We start from the raw sequence: 17,687 nt of genomic DNA on the forward strand, positions 1-17,687 counted from the left end.
TATTATGATGACTGAGGGACCGGATGAGACAAAACCGGTAGAGCAGGTGATGGTCGCCAAGGTCTTTACCGGGTTCAACACGTGCGGCACCAGCGCCTGACATGGCGGCTTCGCCGCGGTCATGCTCTCCCAAGAGGGTACCTTGTCCGCTCAGGGTCGATACAGTAGTAGTTGCTGCGCCATAGGAACGACAGGGACAACTCTCCGATGACGGCACCCAGGCCGGCGCAACTGGCTCCCACGCTGGAAGCCTTTCAGTTCTTACGCCGAAACTCCGCGATCCCAGAGACATTTTTCGTAATGGGAGAGCGTTGTTCGGGCACAAATTTCCTCAATGCGGTCGTGCGCCGGAACCTGCCGGTAAAGCCGATAGAGTTCCACTTCTGGAAACACGGTTTCCCTACGTTCGACGTGATCGGTGAGACAACGGTCATTCTGATTTCCTACCGCAATGCAGCGTCATGGGTGCGCAGCCTTTACGTAAGCCCTTGGCACGCCAGCGAGGAGATGCAGGCCCTGGATTTCTCGGCCTTCCTGCGCTGCCCATGGGACACCGTCATCGATAACCGCTTCATGCGCCGGAAATACAAGGGCTCGCCGCTCCTCGGTTTGCCCCTGCAGATGGATCGCCACCCAATTACGGGCGAAGTATTCGAGAACGTTTTCCAAATGCGAACTGCGAAACTGCGGGCCCTCGAGGGGATGCGCAACCGCGGCTGCAACGTGGTTTACGTTCGGTTGGAGGATGTCGTCTCCCGTACGGATGCCTTCCTCGACCAATTCAGCGAGGCCTTTGGTACATTGCGCACGCGGAACTCCACCTTCATCCCCGAAAAGCGTCTAGGCGGGTGGCCGGAGGACAAGAAGCGGACGTCGGTACAAGCGCTGTCAGATGACGACTGGTCATTCATGAAGAGTCAACTCGACCTCGAACTGGAAGCCCGCTTCGGTTACCAGTACTGAGCGATCCTGCGCATTCCGGATCATTCACCCCAAGGAAACCAAACCTGATGACTGAGCCGAGACGGATCGCTTGCCTGACCATGCTGCGGGACGAAGAATTCTTCTTCCCGATCTGGTATCGTTACTACGCGTCGTTGTTCGGTCCGCAAAACTTGTTTGTCATAGATCACAAGTCGCGCCGTCGGCCGACAGCGCCGGAGACCGGGCATAACCTGAATATCGTGACAGTGCCGTTCGAACACGCACTCGACAAGAACCGCAAGCCACGAAAGCTCGACGGATCTCGCTTTCAGCTTATATCGCGACTGGCAGAGGGTCTCCTAACGTACTACGATGCTGTCATTTTTAACGACACCGACGAGATCTTCGTCGTGGACCCGGCACGCTTCGCCAATCTGAAGGACTTTCTGAACAGCCCCGAAGGCCAGGCGCCGGTCCTGGCAGGCATGGGACTGGATGTAATTCAAGATCCGGAGGAAGAAACTCCACTGGACCTGACCCAGCCAGTTCTGCGCCAGCGCCGTCATTTCGTCTATTCGCCGGTGTGGGCAAAGCCACACATCATCGCGGAGCCCTGCAACATCGCCCCGCACGGCGTTTCAATTCCATTCCGCTATCACCCCGATCTCTACCTGGTGCATCTGAAGAACGCCGATCTCGCGGAAATCATGAAACGGCAGGCCGAGCGGCAAGGCGCAGTCGATGCGAATACCATTGCAGTGAACTGCACCTGGCGGATGACAGCCGAGCAGAAAAAAAGCGAACTCGCCAGCCTGCTCGACCTCCCGCAGAAATTTGGGGAACTATCCCATCGTGAAATGATCAAAGACGACTTCGATGGCAAAGATGGTTTGCTCGGTGGCGATGACGGTCCCAGCCGGCGTCGTAAGGCAAAGTTCTTTCCGTGGGCGTACAAAGTACGTGAGTTCCTGACGCCGAACACGGTAAGCGCCCTACAATCGCACCGGTACCTCCTTCCAGCACGCTTCCAAAGCGCGTCAGACTTTTTGGAGACCGATGCAAGTCGCGATTGACGCGGTGCAAGGCGTCGCAACGGACTAGTTCGGGCCAGTGTAAGCCTCGGTTTTGGTCTCTAGGCTCGAAGCAGTTCCGGTTGCCAACCAATTAACGATCTCGCGGACCGATTACAGATGCGTAAAAAAAAATCTGCCGGAACGGGCCCGGATAACTAGCTTTTCCTCTTGTCGGCGTCCGGTGCAGATCCATCGTGACATAAATCTTCTGAAGAAGCAGAGGAGCCCGGTGGATTACCGAAATATTTGGGCTGCGCGAAGATCTGAGTCGCGACTTCGCGTTGCCCGCGAGAAAACGAAAGGGCGACACTGAAGGAGCGTTCCGCATGACTGCCGACCAGATCATCCTCTTTTGCCTGTTCGGCACCGTCTTCGCGCTCCTCCTTTGGGGCAGGCTGCGCTACGACCTGATTGCCTTTTCGGCGTTGATGGCCGCGGTGGTGCTCGGGGTCCTGACACCGGAGGAGGCCTTTGCCGGGTTCGGCCATCCCGCCACGCTGGTTGTCGCGCTCGTCCTGGTGGTCTCCGCCGGGCTTGTGCGCTCAGGCGCGATCTATCTCATCACCCGGACCCTGGTGGATTCGTCCCGCAGCCTCGGCGCGCATATCGCCTTCATGGGCGCTATTGGGGGGGCGCTTTCGGCCTTCATGAACAACGTTGCGGCCCTGGCGCTGCTGATGCCGGTGGACGTCCAGACTGCCCGCAAGGCCGGGCGGTCCGCGCGGCTGTCCCTGATGCCACTATCCTTCTGCACCATCCTGGGCGGCATGGTCACGCTGATCGGAACGCCGCCCAATATCGTCATCGCAACGATCCGACGCGACCAGTTGGGCGAGAGCTTCGGTATGTTCGACTTTGCCCCCGTGGGAGCGGTCGTCGCGGTGGCCGGGCTCTTTTTCGTGGCGATCGTGGGCTGGCGTCTGATCCCGCGGGCTACGGGCGCGGGGGCACTCGCGGAAGCACGGGAACGGGTGAAGGACTACATTGCCGAACTGAAGATTCCGACCGACTCCGACCTGATCGGCAAGCGCCTGTTCGAGTTCTACGAGACGGCCGAGAAAAACGACGTTGCGATCTTGGGCCTGACGCGCGCCGGCAAACGGCGCTACGGCATGCAGCGCAACACGGTGCTGGAGGAAGGCGACGCCTTGGTGATCGAAGCCCGGCCCGAAGCGTTGGACGAGTTCCGCGCGGCGCTGGCGCTGGAATTCACGGATAGCGACGAGGCGGAGCACCTCGGCATCGCTGGGGAAGGCATGAGCATCGTCGAAGCCGTCGTCCCGGAGGGGGCACGGATCGTCGGCAAGACAGCACGAAGCCTCAACCTCGCCCGTGGACAGAGGACGGTCCTGCTGGGCATTTCGCGCCGTGGGCGTGGTATCACCAAGGAAGTTCGCCAGACGGTTGTCCGCGCGGGCGACATCCTGCTTTTGTTGACGCCGGAGGGGGATGACGATGTCGTAACGGACTGGCTGGGCGTCCTGCCCCTGGCGGGGCGCGGCCTCGTGGTCACGGATTTCCGCAAGGTCTGGTTGGCGATAGGGATCTTTGCGGCGGCGGTCGCGGCGGCGTCGTTTGGTTTGCTCTATCTGCCCGTGGCCCTCGGGATCGTCATCATTGCTTACGTTCTGACCGGCATTCTGCCACTGGCGGATATCTACACCCATATCGAATGGCCCGTGGTGGTGCTGCTCGGCTCGATGATCCCGCTCGGCGCGGCGCTCGATAACGCGGGCGGCACCGCGCTGATCGCGAACGCCATCGTGGGGTTCACAGCCGGCTGGCCCGCATGGGGTGTCCTGACCGTCCTGATGGTGGTGACCATGTCCCTGTCGGACGTCCTGAACAACACGGCGACTGCGGTCGTGGCGGCGCCGGTGGGGATTCAGGTGGCCCAGGGGCTCGGCACCAACCCCGACCCGTTCCTGATGGCCGTCGCGGTCGCCGCCTCCTGCGCCTTTCTCACCCCGATCGGGCACAAGAACAACACCCTCATCCTCGGGCCCGGCGGCTATGCCTTCGGCGACTACTGGCGCATGGGCCTGCCGTTGGAAATCCTTGTCGTCGCGGTGGCTGTTCCGATGATCCTGCTGGTCTGGCCGCTCTGACCCCGGCGCCGAGGCCTACCCCAAACGCTCCGCCGCCAGCGTATCGAGCACCGCCCCCGCCAGCCGCGCCTGGTCCGCCCAGCTCGGCGCATCGGCCCCTGCCCTCAACGCGGCTTCGGCAAGGGTCGCGCGCAAGTCTCGGTCCTGGAGAAGGCGGGCGAGAGCGGCGGCGAAGGCGTCCGGATCGTCTGCGGGCACCAGCATGCCGGACGAAGAAGGAACCGTGTCCGGCACCGCCCCCGTGCGGCAGGACACGATGGGCAATCCATGGCTGAGAGCCTCGTCGAACACGATCCCGTAGCCTTCGTACCGCGTGGCGAGCGCGAAGATAGCGGCCGTTTGGTAGAGGTCTTGCAGCTCCTCTGCCGGAACCTTCCCGGCCAGGCGCACCCTGCCGCCAAGATCCAGCTGGTCGATCTGGCGCTCCAAGGCCACCGCAAAGTCCGGGTCCCACGCGTTCCCAACGATGACGGCACGCCACTCCAGCTGTCGAATCCTGTCCAGCGCATCGATCAGCACGTTGTGCCCTTTCCGCGGGTGCAGGATGCCCACGGACAGGATCAGAGGCGGCTCTGCGGGTCGCGGTGGGCCCGAGGGCGGCTCGACCCCGGGCCGGATGACCGTGATGCGCTCCGACTTCGCGTCGTACTGCTCGACCAGCACACGCCGGGTGTGGGGGCTCGGAACGAAGACATGGGCGGCGAGGGTCAGGTTGTCCCGCTCGGTCCGGAACAGGTGGATCCGGCTGGCCTCGTCGAGCCCGCTTTCGAGGGCGAGCGGGTGGTGGATCATTGCGACGATGGGCGCCCGGACGCGCGACAAGCCCGCCGTATCGATGGCGCCAAAGACGAGCCCGTCCACGATCAGCGGGCGCGTCGGCTCTACGTCTTCGAGCGCAGCTATGGCGGCGGCCATATCCTCGTCGGAGGGGGCGGGAAACGTCTCCGCCAGGCGGATGTGCTGCACGCCGTGTCCGGCGGCGCGCAGGCCCTCCAGCAAGCGCCTTTCGTAGATGAACCCGCCCGTGAGCGTTTCGATGTCGCCCGGAATCGCGAACGCGGCGGGCACGGTCATCGGGTCATCTGCTCGGCGGCATAGACCGACAGGACCCGCCGTTCGACGGCCCCGACCCCCGCGTAGCCCGCCACGGACAAAAGCGCCACGATCACCACCGAACTCCACAGCATGTCGTAGTCCGAAAGCGAGGCGGAGAGCGCCATCAGGCTGCCGATGCCGCGCCCCGTGGCAAGCCACTCGACCACCGTGACCGCCAGAACCGAGGCCGGTACACTCATGCGGGCGGCGGCGAAGAACGCTGGCAGCATCGCCGGCAGCTGCACGTGCCAGAGCCGCGCGATTGGTCCGGCGGCGTAGCTGTCGAGCACGTCGATCACCTGCCCCGGCGCCTGCCGCAGCCCGTGCAGGCAGGCAACGAAGGTCGGGAAAAAGACCATGACGGCCACCAGCACGATGGTCCCGACCGCACCCCGCCCCAGCAGCAGCACGACGAGCGGCGCCGTGGTGACGATGGGAACAGACCGCAGCGCCACCGCCACGGCAGTTGCCCCTGCGCCGATCGCGGGCAGCAGCGTCAGGGCGACGGCCATTCCCGTGCCGAGCGCCAGACCAGCCGCAAAGCCGGGCAGCAAGTAGACCGACGTCTCCCGCAAAGCCTGCGCCAGCGTTGCGCGGGTTTCGGCCGCGTCAGGGGCGGTAACGAGCGCCGCCCAGACATCGTCAGGCCGCTTGGCGAAGAAGCGGTTGAGGTCGAACAGCTCCATCGCCCCCCACCACAGCAGCAGCGCGAACCCAAGGACTGCGGCGGTCGTCAGCACGATGGCCCTGCCCCGAGCGCCGCCCGTCCGCGGCATGGGAGGTGGTGACAGAATGACCGGTGGCGGCTCCGTCAGCACGGCGCGGGCAATCACTCCGACCGCGGCGTAGACGGCCATGGATGCCGCCGCAGCGACCGTGGCAAGCGCCCAGATTGCGTCCACGTCCAGTGCCCGCGTGGCGCGGATCGTCAGCACGCCCATACCTCGCTCTGCGCCGGTGAACTCGCCCACCATGGCCCCCAGAAACGCCGCCGGCGCCGCGATCTGGAGCCCGGCGAACAGATACGGCAACGCGGCGGCGGCGCGGATGTGGACAAGCTCCGCCATCGCGCCCCGGCCGTAGCTCCGCACGAGGTCGAACCAACTCGATGGCGCGGCGCGCAGGCCCACCAGCAACGGCACAAAGGTGGTGTAGTAGACGGCCAACGCCGCGAGGGTGATTTGGGGGCCCGGTCCGGGACCGTAAAGCACCCGCAAGATCGGCCCCGTCGCCACCAGCGGCAGGCAAAAGATGAGCAACGCAAGGCCCGCGATGACACGCTCACCCCGTGGCCAGGCCAGCGCGAGCGCCGCCAGCATAACCGCCGCCAGATTGCCGGCCACGAACCCGGCCGCGGCATTGCCCAAGGTCACCCGGAACGCCCGCCCGAGAAGGCCGGCGTTCTGCACGATCCAGACCGCAACGTCCGAAGGGGCGGCGAGGATGAATGCCCCTTCCAGCGCGCGCGCCGCAAGTTCCCATCCGACAACAAGCGACACTACGCCGAGCAGGCCCGTGAACCGGCGCGCGGTTGTGGGGGCTACGCCATGGTCTGCAGCGGCGCTCATTGCGCGGCGAGGGGCGTCGTCGAAGCCATCCCCCTGGCGAGCCCGGCCGACACCTCCTGCACCGCCGCGCGGAAGGCCGGCGTGCTATCAATGCCAGCGGGCCGCGGGCGCGGCAGATCGACCGGGATGTCCTCCACGATCTTGGCCGGTCGAGGCGACAGCACGAGAATGCGGTCGGACAGCATCACGGCCTCGCTAACCGAGTGGGTCACGAGCACCGTGGTGGTGCGACGCGGCTCCCATATGCGCGGCAGATCCTCGGCCAGTTGCCGGCGGGTTAGCTCGTCGACGGCCCCGAACGGCTCGTCAAGCAGCAGCAGGCGCGGCTCCGTTACCATGGAGCGTGCGATTGCCACCCGCTGGCGCATCCCGCCGGAAAGCGCCGCCGGGCGGGTGTCTGCAAAGCCTTCCAGCCCTACAAGGCGGATCAGGTCATCCACCTTGCGCGGGTCGGGCGGCTTGCGGGCGAGCTTGAGCGCAAGTTCGATATTGCCGCGAACCGTCCGCCAAGGAAGCAGCGACGGGTCCTGAAACGCCACTGCAAGGGCAGCTTCCCGAAGGATGACAGAGGGTGGCGCGCCGCCGATAAGGATTTCGCCAGCGGTCGGTGCCTCAAGCCCCGCGATCAGGCGAAGCAGCGTTGACTTCCCGCAGCCGGACGGGCCGACAAGCGCGGTCGTCTGACCGCCCTCCAAGGTCACGTCGAGTGGCCGGAGAACCTCCACACCGCCGGGGAACACCTTGCTTACGCCACGGCAGACGATGCCGGGCGACGTCGGTATCTCGGCGTCAGCTCCCATGGACCTCTTCTAGAATGGAGCGGTCCCACAGGTCCGGCGTGACCGTGCGCCCCAGCAGGGCAAGGGTTGCGATATTCTCCGCCACGGCCTCGTCGGTCCACCAGCCAAAGCCGTGGGTATCGGTCAGTTCAGAGAACATCAGCGGCACCTGTCGCTCCGCCTGCAGCTTCTGGGTCTCCAGGTCCAGTCCCGCGTCGGGGAACATCTCGACCGTCAGGGCCGCGGCTGCGTCGGTGTCCTCGCGATAGGCTTCCCAGCCACGCACCTCCCCCGACAGCAGCGCCACCAGCTCGCCGCGGCGGTTGGCAAGGCTGTCCTCAGTCGCGATGTAGGTCTGCGAATGCACGGCGTAGCCATGATCGGCCATCAGCATTGTCACGCTTTCGATGCCCTGAATGGCCATCGCCACGGGCAAGTCCGTCTCCCAGCACAACAGGCAGTCGACCTCTCCGGAGGTCAGCGGCTGTGCCGAGTATTGCGTGGGCACCACCTCGATCTTGTCGATATCAACGTCGTTCAACGTACAAAGCGCCTGCAAAACCGGCGTATTGGCGAGTGCCATGCCGATCTTCTTGCCCTCCAGATCGGCGGGCACCTTCACCGGATTGTCCGGCAATGACGCGATGACGAACGGGTTCTTTTGCATGGCCACCGCGATGATCTTGAACGGCGCGCCCTGTTCGACGGCAGCAGCGGTATAATCCGCCGCGGAAATGCCGACCAGCGCCGCGCCGGAGACCACCGGCGGCTCCACGGGCGCGTTCGGCCCGCCCTGGAGGAGCGACACGTCGAGGCCGGCTTCTTTCCACCAGCCGCGCTGCAGGGCGATGTAGCTGCCGGCGAACTGGACGGAATGGAGCCACGACAGTTGCAGGCTGACGGGTGACTGCGCAAAGGCGCGGGGCGCGCGCAGGCCCAGGCCCGCTGCCGCCAGGCCGGCGGTACCCGAGGCGAGAACGGCGCGGCGCGAAATCAGGGGTCTGGTCATGCTACCTCCTTTGGTCACACTAAGAGCTTAGCGGTTGTGGGAGGCGCGGCAAGCTCAGAGGCGCCCTCGACCCTCAGGAATGCCGACGGGCAGCGGAGTGCGGCCACCGTAAAGGATCAGCGCGCCGGGCAGCACGCTCGCCAGAAACACCAGCCCAAAGGCAACGCTCGCGGCGAGCCCGGCGGAGGCACTGGCGCCGGCAAGCGGGAACAGCGCCGCAGCCGCGCCTTCGCGAAAGCCCCAGCCGCTGACGGAGGCGGGGATCAGCATGGCAAGCAGGATCAGGGGCACGAGCGCCATGACCGCAGACGGCGCCAACGCGGTGCCGGTTGCGCGCGCGCAAAAGGCAAAGGCCAGCAGGTTGCAGGCAGTCGTGCCAATGCTCAGCAGGAGTTGTGCCGTCACCGCGTGGCGCCCACCGAAGGCCTGCCCCAAAGCGCGATGCAGGTTGGCGCCTGCCCGTCCCAATCGGCCAGGAAGCGCCGGTGCGAGCCTCAGGGCGACGCAAACCACTGCAGCCACCGCTCCGGTTACGGCGACGAGGCCGAGCGTCCATGTTGGCAGAATTGCCCCGTGGTGAGTGATCGCCACCCACCCCAAGCCAACGACCATGGCGATAACCAGCATCGCCTGCCCGGCCACCCGCTCGAAGATCACCGCCTGACTGGAGGTGAGCAGCCCGCCGCTCTGCCGTGCCCGGTAGGCGCGGCTGGCGTCTCCGCCCATGCCGCCGGGCAGAGTCTGGTTCAGGAACTGCGCGAGGTAGTACTCGCCAACTGCCCTGCGGAACGGAAGGACCTGCCCCAGCCGGGTCGCCGTGAACCGCCACCGCTGGGCCGAAAGCCACGTCTGCACGGTGAGGGCCGCCACGGCCGCAAGCAGCCAGCCGCCATCCGCCGAAGCGATCAGGCGCAGCGCCGCACGGCCGTCGACCGCCCGCCAGACCAGCACCACAAGGATGGGCGCGATCAGGAGCTGTCCAACAGAGAGGACCCGTTTCAGGGTCGGAAGTCGGTTCATTCTCATCCTCCGGCCCGGACTTCGGGCGCCGTACTGTAGGCGCGAAGGATCATGTCGCGCATGCGCGCCATCGGTATCACCGGCGTGGGCGCCGGGACAAGACCTGCATTCCAGCCCCAATCCTCTGCCCGATCCACCAATGCGGGGGGACCAACGAGGTGAACGGGGACGTGCGGGCGCTCGTCCATCCCGATCCAGCCCGCCGTTTGGTGATCCCCGAGGATGACCATCAAGGGCGGATCGTCCGCCCGCCGCGCCGCATAGTCGAAGACCGCGTTCAGCGCGTAATCCAATGCCTTACGGTATTGAATCCTCACCCTTTCCTTGTCGCGCCATACGACGTCCGGCGGGTCGCCCGACGTAGCAACGGCGTCAAAGACCCGCCCATCGCCGAGTTCCTCCCACGCGACCAGCTCCGGCACCGGCACCCAGGGTGCGTGGGACGAGATGAGGGAAACTTCGGCAAAAATCGGCCGAGAATCGCTGTTTCCCGACATCAGGAGCCTGTCAGCCGCGGCCAAAGTGAACTGATCGGGCATGGTCACCCAATTGAACGGCTTGCCGCGATACCCGAGATCCTTTGCCGCTAGGATGGTCTCGAACCCCATCTGCTCGGCCTCCGGCCACGCCATCGTGATCGCGGGGGCCACGACCGCCGTGTGGAACCCGTTCCGCTCCGCGATATGAAACAGCGTGTCCCGCCCGCTCGACAACGCCGCGAGGTAAAGCGCCTGATCGTCGATCCACAGGCCGTTCGCAAAGGTCGCATGCGACAGCCAGCTTTGCCCGCCGGTCGTGGGCGCCTCCAGAAAGGCGGATCGCATGGCCAGCCCCAGCCCTGACAGGCGCGCATCGGCGGCTTCGAGTGTTGCCTTGTGACGCTCGGCATAGAACGGCACGTCTAGGCTGGCACGGCCGTAACTCTCGACGAAGATCAACAGAAAATCGCGGTCGATGGCGTCGAGAAGACGGGGGACGCTGGCGAAGGTGTCCTCGCGGGCGGCCTTGGCGAAGTCGCGCAATCCCATAGCCGTCTCCTGTGCCTGTTCCGCCTTTGCGGCAGCGAAGCGGAGGGCGAATGCATCTCCCGGAACCTGCCTGCCGTTCCAGCGCGGCGACAGCAGGCCCGCATCTGCAGAGCTTACCACAATCGCCGACACACAGCCCGCGGCAGCTGCCCAGCGGGTTGGCGCGGGCAGCCGGAGTCGCGACCACACGCCGGTTGCCCACCAGACGGCAGCCGCCACGCCCACGATGATAAGCAGAGCGCAAACCACCGCGCCGAGCGCCGCGACCATGCCGAAGGAGCCCGCGATCAGCCGCACCCCTGCATCGACCAAGGTGAGGTCGGCCACTGGATTGAAACTTCGGCCGAGCGCCGCATATGCGGCGGCATCTGCAGTCCGGAGAATAAAAATCCCCGTGATCGCTAGGACCGTTCCGGCACGGACCATGCGGCCCACCGCGCTGTTTACTGAGGCAACCAGAGCCAAAAGGATCGCCGGCAGTTCCAGCGGGACGCGCCAGAGCGCGCGGAAGTCGAAACCGGACGGATGGGCCGGCTGGACGAGCAGCAGGTGCAGCACAAGCACCGCCAGACCGGCACGGAGCCACGCCACCACCGGCCGGCTCCTCGTCACCGGCGCGCCCGGAGCCATATGATGTCACGCGCGAAGGAGCCGAGGACCGCGACGGAGGCGAAGACCGCGAGCCACGTGAACGCCGGCCCGGTCAGCGGCGGCGCCAAAAAGGCGACCAGCACGCTGATCTGGAGAACGCAGACGGCCTTGCGGCTGAACCGTTCCGGCAAGGGGCGCCCCAGCCAAGGGTAGACCGAAATGGCCGCCACGAAGACATAACGGGTGCAGCCGAGGACGACGGCCAGAGGCCACGGCATGCCGTTCGCCAAGGCATTCATCGCCAGCGCGAGGGCGAGCAGTGAATCCGCCTCCATGTCGAACCGCGCGCCATAGCGGGAGGTCAGCCCGGTGCGCCGCGCCAACCAGCCGTCCACGGCGTCAAGCGACAGCGCAACAGCCGCAAGAGCAAACACGGTCCAACCGGCGGCACTCCCGGCGGCCGCCGGTGTCAACAGAACCGCTGCGAGCGCCCCGCGAAACAGGGTCGCCGTGTTGCAGGCGCCGAACCGGTCATGCGGGAAATGCGCCGCCAAATGTCGGTCCAGAACCCAATAGCCTGTCACGAGAACGGCGAGCGCGAGAGTCCACAGCGGCACAGGGACATCCGCGAAGGCGACTAAGTGCACCGCCGCCGCCATCACAAGGGCGGCGCCACCGGCAGCCATCAAGCCGCGACGCGGGTTCGGCTTGGGCGGACGTTCTCTGACGCGCCCTACCTCCGGTGGTATGCCTTGGTGAACAAATGCCATGTCGTGTTATAGTTCGTTTCAGATCCTGCATTCGGATCATATTCAACACCATGACAGCCGATCCTTGAGCGGCCGTCCAGCGGGAAGCAGCGTCGGATGATAGAACAACGGCAGGGATATTCCACGACCGCCCGGGTGATGCACTGGATCATCGCCGTACTTGTTCTGCTGATGATCCCGGCCGGGATCACGATGATTCAGGAAGGGATCAGCCGGCCGCTGCAGGACACGCTCTTTCTGTTCCACAAGAATACCGGCGTCATTGTCTTGCTCCTGATGGTGGCGCGCCTGCTTTACCGCCGAGCAAAGCCGCCCCCGCCCTTGCCCGCGACCGTCCCAGACTGGCAGCGCCGCGCGGCCGGCCTTTCGCACGGCGCGCTCTACGTCCTGCTCTTCGTGATGCCAATTTCTGGGTACGTGCGGGTCCGAGCCGAGCGTTATCCTATCGAGGGGCTCGACGCGCTTGGCATCGGCACGCTGCTGCCGCACTCAAAAGCCCTCGCCGGCTTTGCCCAAGGGCTGCATCAGGCGGCCGCTTTCCTCCTCATAGCGGTGCTGCTCGTCCACATCGGGGCGGCGCTACAACACGCCTTCATCCGCAAGGATGGCGTGTTTTCCCGGATGTGGCCACCGTTCGAGCGCTGAGGCCGCTCGCTGGCAATGCTCCATTTCGTAGCATTCGCAAACATCCTCGCCCACTGCACGGGCGCCCATCGCCGGCCTTGCCCCAAACGCCGCAGCGCAGCGGTCCTGGTCTGGCAAGCCAGTTTCCCTTCCGGCACCCTGATGGCAAGGAGGTCCCGCTTCGCAAGAAGGAGCGCACCATGTGCCTGACCACCGAAGCCTTGTTTCTCTTCCTGAGCCTGCTGCCGCCGGACATCGTCGAGTCGTCGGAGTCTCGGATTATCGTGCGTTCCGAAGTCCGAGATGCCGTATGGGAGCCGCGCGACGGCATGTGGTGCACCCGGGCACCCAAGATCGACTCCCAACTGAGGTTGAAGCAGGGCGAAGAGGTCTGAGCCGGCACCCCGACGGGCGCCCTGCACTTTCGCCTACAAATTCCCTTCCGTGGGGATGTGAATGACCGTGCCGCAGTGCTTGCAGTGCACGGCATCCGGGTCGTGCAGAACGAGGCCGCAGACCTCGCATTCATGCCGCACCTTCGGCGGGCGGAACAGCACCTGAAGCAGCCGCAAAAACAGCGTGACGCCGAAGATCATCACCGCGACGGCAAGCAGCCGGCCCCACGTCCCCTCCAGGATGATGTCGCCAAAGCCGGTCGTCGTCAGCGTCGTTACCGTGAAGTAGAGTGCATCCAGGTAGTTGCCGATATCCGGGTTTATGTTGACCTGCGAGGCATAGATCAGCCCCGTCATCACGAACAGGAACACGCCCAGATTGATCGAGGCGAGGATGATGTCCTCGTGCTTCCGGAAGAAGCTGAAATCCTGCCGTAGCCTTACCAGCAGCTGGTAGGTGTGCAGCAATCGCAGCGTCCGCACGATCCGCAGGAAACCCACACCCTCCCCGGCAATGGGGGCAAGGAAGGACAGGATCGACGCAATGTCGGCCCAGGTGGACAAGCGCAACAGAAACCGCCCGCGTTCCGCTTGCAGCCAGACGCGGATCACGAAGTCGATCAGGATCAGAATGCCGAAGACCGCATCTGCCGTCTCCACCCCACGGTTTCGCGGGAAAAAAGACGTGACGATGACGAAAAGAATGGTAACGATATCAAACGCTAACAGAGCATAGCGAAACTGATGCGCCGCCGGAGTGTCGCCCTCGTAAAGCGATCTGATGCGGTCGAACACGGGCTTCCCCTTCTCGGGCCGGACACGGGCCGCGGCAGACGTACGTCGCCGGCACACGGGCCCGGGATTGGGCGCCAAGCCCTTCATATCGCAGCAAACCCCGGCACCCCTGAAAGGTCAAGCGCTGCTATTTTCCGGATCAGGTAGGGCGGCGAACGCACCCCTCAAGCCGCCCCGATCGGGATCGTGTCCTCCGCGTCCCAGCTCAGCCACACTGCGGCCCCCTCCGGAAGCTGTGGCAAATCGGGATCGCGGTCGATGACCTTCCAGGTCCCCCCGCCGCCGATATCGACCACGCATGTCGCCATCGACCCCGCGAAGACCCGCTGGACCAGCCGTCCCGGCAGGGCGTTGACGTCATCCTCCGGCGGCGTCGGCGTCAGGGTGAGCGCTTCGGGACGCACGGCATAGGCTGCAGCCCCCTCAGGCAGGGCGAGGCGCGCGCCCTCGGCAAACGTGTCGGGCAGCGGCGAGGGAAGCAGGTTGGCCTCCCCCAGAAACCGCGCGGCGAAACTGTCCACTGGCGCGTTATAAACCTCCCGCGGTGGCCCGGCCTGTACCAGACGCCCATCGCGCAAAATGCCGATGCGGTCGGCCAGCGTCAGCGCCTCCTCCTGATCGTGCGTCACGAAGATCGTGGTGATGCCCACCTCCCGCTGGATGCGCTTCAGCTCGATCTGCATGTCCACGCGGAGCGCCTTGTCCAGCGCGGAGAGCGGCTCGTCCAGCAACAGCACCTTGGGATTGGTGACGATGGCCCGCGCCAGGGCCACCCGCTGGCGCTGCCCACCCGACAATTCCTTCGGCCGTCTCCGGCCGAGGCCTTCCAGCTGCACGAGTTCCAACACCTCGCCCACCCGCCGCCGTTCCTCGGCGCGGTCCACATGGCGCACGCGAAGGCCGAAGCCCACGTTCTCCGCCACGGTGAGGTTCGGAAAGAGCGCGTAATTCTGAAACATCATCCCGATCTCGCGCTTCTCTACCGGCACCCGCTCCACCGGCTGACCCGCTATCCGAACCTCGCCTTCGTCGGGAAACAGGAATCCCGCGATCACTCGCAACAGCGTGGTCTTGCCGCTCCCGGACGGACCCAGAAGGGCGAAAAAGCCGCCATCCACGAAATCCAGTGTCACGTCGTCCAGAGCCTTGAGCTCGCCGAAGCGCATGGTCACGCCCCGCACCGACACCTCGGCCATCAGCGATGCCCCCCGAAGCTGAAGAACCGCGCCACCACCAGCATCAGCGCCATGGAGGCGCCGATGATGAGGGTGGAGACGGCGTTGATTTCGGGCGTGAAGCCCTTGCGGATCGCGGTGTAAATCAGCACGGGCAACGTCGCGTCGCCCGGTTTGGCGAGGAAGTAGGACACAACGAACTGATCGAAGCTGACCGCGAAAGCAAAGAGCGCACCGGCCACCACACCCGGTGCGATCCAGGGCAGCGTCACGCGCCGCGTCACCGTCCACGGGCCGGCGCCGAGCGCGCGCGCGGCCTCCTCCAGTGTTCGGTCGAAACTGGCGAGGCGGGCATTCACGACGACAATGACATAGGGCAGCGCGAGCGCGACATGCCCGATCAGCACCGCCGGCGTGCCGCGCCCAAGCCCGATGGCAAAGAAGAAGATCAGCATCGCCGTGCCGGTGATGAGCCAGGGGATCGCGATGGGCGGGAAGAGCAGCACCTGCAACACCCGCTTGCCCCGAAAGTCATAACGGAAAAGCGCCAGCGCCGCAGCCGTGCCGAGCACGGTGGCAATGGTCATGGCGGCGAGCGCGATCAGCACCGAGCGGGTCGCGGCGGCGCGTATTGCAGTGTTGGCGGCAAGATCCTCGTACCAGCGGAAGGACGCCTCGAACGGGAGCTGGTAAAACGGCGAGGCGTTGAAGCTCATCGCCGCCATGACGAAGATCGGCGCGTAGAGGAACACCAATACCAACGCGAGCCAGGCGTATCCGGCAATCCGAAGCCCACTCATTGCAGCCCCTTTCGCAGGATCGGGCTGGACAGGGCGAGGATCAGCAGGACGACCGCGAGCAGGATAAATGACAACGCCGCGCCGAGGGGCCAGTTGAAGACGGCCACAAACTGATCCTCGACAACCGTGCCGTAATAGGTCCCGAACCGGCCGCCGAGAATGCGGGGCTCCATGAAGGAACCGACGACGGGGACGAAGATCAGCACCGCCCCTGCCAGCAAGCCCGACAGCGACAAGGGCAGAACGAGGCGGCGCAAGATGGTCAGCCGCCCTGCCCCGAGGGAGCGCGCAGCCGCGATGATATCGTCGTCGATGGCCTGCAACGCCAGGTAGCTGGTGAGGATGACGTACGGGAGATAGGAGTGCACCAGCCCGATCACCACCGCCGCCGGCGTGAACATCAGCCCCAGCCGCACGTCGCCGGGCCATACGAGGTCCAGAGCCCGCTCCAGGACACCATTGCCGCGCAGCACGATGGCCCAGGAGAATATCCGCACCAGCGAGTTCGACCAGAACGGCAGGATGACGAGCAGGAACAACGCTTCCCGCGCACGACCCCGGATCTGCTTCGCCAGGACCAGCGCGCAGGGGTAGCCGATGAGGATGCACAGCCCCGTGACCCACAAGCCCAACTTCACGGACTTCCACAAGAGACGCCCGTAAGTACCTGTTTCAAAAAAGGCAAAGTAGTTTGCAAGTGTCGCCGCAACTGGCTCGTTCCCGAACGGCGGCGCGGTAAGGAAGCTGAAAAAGAGCATGGCCGAGAGCGGCATGAACACCGCGAGCGTCAGCCACAGGTAGGCTGGAGCGAGAAGCCCCGCCGCCCTGCGGCCCTCGCCCGCATTCAACGTCCCGGCCATGCCCGCGGCCTTACTGGCGCGCCTTCAGACCCTGCCAGAGCGCCAGGTATTTTTCCCGCGTGGCATCGTCCACCGGGTCCTGGAACTGTATCCGCATGACGACCTCGGGATCGCCTAGAACCTGCTTGTTGAAGGAATCGTCCGGCAGCGCTTCGGCGGCGGCGGCGTTAGCGGAGGCCGGGGCGCCTTCCGCGTCCCATTTCACGTAGAACTCCGGGTCGATCATCCAGTCGATAAAGGCAACGGCGGCCTCCTTTTTGGTGGAGCTGTCGGGCACCGACAGCCCGTCGAGCCACGCGACCGCTCCTTCCTTCGGCACGACGAACTGCACCGGCAGCCCCATGTCGGCGGACCGCGCAGCGGAGCCGGACCAATAGGTGGCCACGTCCAATTCGCCTGCTGCCATGAACTGGTTCCAGTCGTTCTCCGAACTCCAGAACGTCCGGATCTGCGGCATCAGCTCGGCCAGCTTGGCCTCCACCACGTCGAGGTCGGTAATTTCGTTGACATCCTGTCCAGTGGCGAGAGCGCCGAACTGCACCGCCTCAAGCGCGTCGTCGCGGATCGACACGCGGCCCTCGTGGGCAGGGTCCCAGAACACCTGAATCGTGTCAGGAGCATCCTCGAAGGCATTCGTATTGATTGCAAAAGATGTCAGGCCCCAAGTCCACGGCACGCCATAGACATCGCCGTCGATCACCAGTTCGCCCTCCTTGAAGCTCTCCGACACCGTGTCGAAGTTCTTCATGCCGGAGGTATCGATTGGTCCGATCAACCCCTCGTCCTTGGCCTGGCGGGTGAAGGCGGCGTTGATGAGAACAACGTCGTAAGCACCTGGATTCGTGCGGAGTTTCGTCAACATCTCCTGTTCGGAGGTGAAGTATTCGTGCACGACGCTGTGGCCCGTCGCTTCTGTGAACGCTTCAGTCGCCCAGTCCAGATCGGTGCCGTAGCCCTGCCAGTTCAGGACGCGGATCTCGTCGGCCATCGCGCCGCCAGCCGTCAGGGCAAGCAGCGAGGTGAGCAGAAGTCGTTTGGTCATTCTGGTGTCCTCCTCGTGGGATATGGAGAAA

At 65.0% G+C, this 17,687-nt stretch carries 17 protein-coding genes; 5 read left to right on the forward strand and 12 right to left on the reverse strand.

Annotation, left to right across the window (positions count from 1 at the left end):
- Window positions 1-207 precede the first annotated feature (207 nt).
- The 3 genes from BM075_RS14140 to BM075_RS14150 all read left to right on the forward strand — a co-directional run bounded on the left by BM075_RS14140 (window position 208) and on the right by BM075_RS14150 (window position 4,105).
- On the forward strand, window positions 208-963 hold the full coding sequence (locus BM075_RS14140) for a hypothetical protein (RefSeq protein WP_143089876.1): 756 nt from the start codon (window positions 208-210) through the stop codon (window positions 961-963).
- A gap of 47 nt (window positions 964-1,010) precedes the next feature.
- Window positions 1,011-1,997 carry a hypothetical protein gene (locus BM075_RS14145; RefSeq protein WP_093361343.1) on the forward strand — a complete coding sequence of 329 codons (987 nt, stop codon included), beginning with the start codon at window positions 1,011-1,013 and terminating at the stop codon, window positions 1,995-1,997.
- Between the two features lie 326 nt (window positions 1,998-2,323).
- Complete coding sequence (locus BM075_RS14150; RefSeq protein ID WP_093361344.1) at window positions 2,324-4,105, forward strand: SLC13 family permease; 1,782 nt, start codon at window positions 2,324-2,326, stop codon at window positions 4,103-4,105.
- A gap of 15 nt (window positions 4,106-4,120) precedes the next feature.
- Here the strand turns inward: BM075_RS14150 and BM075_RS14155 are convergent, their stop codons facing one another.
- The 7 genes from BM075_RS14155 to BM075_RS14185 are packed head-to-tail and all read right to left on the reverse strand — an operon-like array spanning window position 4,121 to window position 11,881.
- Complete coding sequence (locus tag BM075_RS14155; RefSeq protein ID WP_177208356.1) at window positions 4,121-5,179, reverse strand: glycosyltransferase family 4 protein; 1,059 nt, start codon at window positions 5,177-5,179, stop codon at window positions 4,121-4,123.
- Window positions 5,176-6,768: an ABC transporter permease gene (locus tag BM075_RS14160; RefSeq protein WP_093361345.1), complete on the reverse strand. Its 1,593-nt coding sequence runs from the start codon at window positions 6,766-6,768 to the stop codon at window positions 5,176-5,178. The genes BM075_RS14155 and BM075_RS14160 overlap by 4 nt, the downstream gene beginning before the upstream one ends.
- Window positions 6,765-7,568 (reverse strand): ABC transporter ATP-binding protein, encoded by an 804-nt coding sequence (locus BM075_RS14165; protein ID WP_093361346.1) that lies wholly within the window; start codon window positions 7,566-7,568, stop codon window positions 6,765-6,767. Before BM075_RS14165 ends, BM075_RS14160 begins: the two co-directional genes overlap by 4 nt.
- On the reverse strand, window positions 7,558-8,556 hold the full coding sequence (locus BM075_RS14170) for an ABC transporter substrate-binding protein (RefSeq protein WP_093361347.1): 999 nt from the start codon (window positions 8,554-8,556) through the stop codon (window positions 7,558-7,560). The genes BM075_RS14165 and BM075_RS14170 overlap by 11 nt, the downstream gene beginning before the upstream one ends.
- A 54-nt stretch (window positions 8,557-8,610) precedes the next feature.
- Window positions 8,611-9,576, reverse strand: a complete 966-nt coding sequence (locus BM075_RS14175; RefSeq protein WP_093361348.1) for a lysylphosphatidylglycerol synthase transmembrane domain-containing protein — start codon at window positions 9,574-9,576, stop codon at window positions 8,611-8,613.
- Between the two features lie 2 nt (window positions 9,577-9,578).
- Entirely contained in the window at window positions 9,579-11,198 is a 1,620-nt protein-coding gene (locus BM075_RS14180) for a sulfatase-like hydrolase/transferase (protein WP_245758854.1), read from the reverse strand.
- 14 nt (window positions 11,199-11,212) lie between these two features.
- Window positions 11,213-11,881: a CDP-alcohol phosphatidyltransferase family protein gene (locus BM075_RS14185; protein ID WP_177208357.1), complete on the reverse strand. Its 669-nt coding sequence runs from the start codon at window positions 11,879-11,881 to the stop codon at window positions 11,213-11,215.
- A 180-nt stretch (window positions 11,882-12,061) separates the two neighbouring features.
- On the opposite strand from BM075_RS14185, the gene BM075_RS14190 reads away from it, so the two are divergent.
- Together BM075_RS14190 and BM075_RS14195 are read left to right on the forward strand one after the other, a co-directional pair.
- Window positions 12,062-12,610, forward strand: a complete 549-nt coding sequence (locus BM075_RS14190; RefSeq protein WP_093361351.1) for a cytochrome b — start codon at window positions 12,062-12,064, stop codon at window positions 12,608-12,610.
- Window positions 12,611-12,789: 179 nt separating this feature from the next.
- The gene (locus BM075_RS14195; RefSeq protein WP_093361352.1) at window positions 12,790-12,984 is read left to right on the forward strand and encodes a hypothetical protein; all 195 of its coding nucleotides are present in this window, start codon (window positions 12,790-12,792) and stop codon (window positions 12,982-12,984) included.
- A gap of 33 nt (window positions 12,985-13,017) precedes the next feature.
- Here BM075_RS14195 and BM075_RS14200 read toward each other — a convergent pair whose 3' ends face one another.
- The 5 genes from BM075_RS14200 to BM075_RS14220 all read right to left on the reverse strand — a co-directional run bounded on the left by BM075_RS14200 (window position 13,018) and on the right by BM075_RS14220 (window position 17,656).
- Window positions 13,018-13,779 (reverse strand): ion channel, encoded by a 762-nt coding sequence (locus BM075_RS14200; RefSeq protein WP_245758856.1) that lies wholly within the window; start codon window positions 13,777-13,779, stop codon window positions 13,018-13,020.
- 164 nt (window positions 13,780-13,943) lie between these two features.
- Window positions 13,944-14,975, reverse strand: a complete 1,032-nt coding sequence (locus BM075_RS14205; protein WP_093361354.1) for an ABC transporter ATP-binding protein — start codon at window positions 14,973-14,975, stop codon at window positions 13,944-13,946.
- Entirely contained in the window at window positions 14,975-15,754 is a 780-nt protein-coding gene (locus BM075_RS14210) for an ABC transporter permease (protein WP_093361355.1), read from the reverse strand. Before BM075_RS14210 ends, BM075_RS14205 begins: the two co-directional genes overlap by 1 nt.
- Window positions 15,751-16,614 (reverse strand): ABC transporter permease, encoded by an 864-nt coding sequence (locus BM075_RS14215; protein WP_093361356.1) that lies wholly within the window; start codon window positions 16,612-16,614, stop codon window positions 15,751-15,753. The genes BM075_RS14210 and BM075_RS14215 overlap by 4 nt, the downstream gene beginning before the upstream one ends.
- Window positions 16,615-16,624: 10 nt before the next feature.
- Complete coding sequence (locus BM075_RS14220; protein ID WP_093361357.1) at window positions 16,625-17,656, reverse strand: ABC transporter substrate-binding protein; 1,032 nt, start codon at window positions 17,654-17,656, stop codon at window positions 16,625-16,627.
- Window positions 17,657-17,687: the final 31 nt, after the last annotated feature.

This window comes from Tropicimonas isoalkanivorans (assembly GCF_900112335.1).
GTDB classification, from domain to species: Bacteria; Pseudomonadota; Alphaproteobacteria; order Rhodobacterales; family Rhodobacteraceae; genus Tropicimonas; species Tropicimonas isoalkanivorans.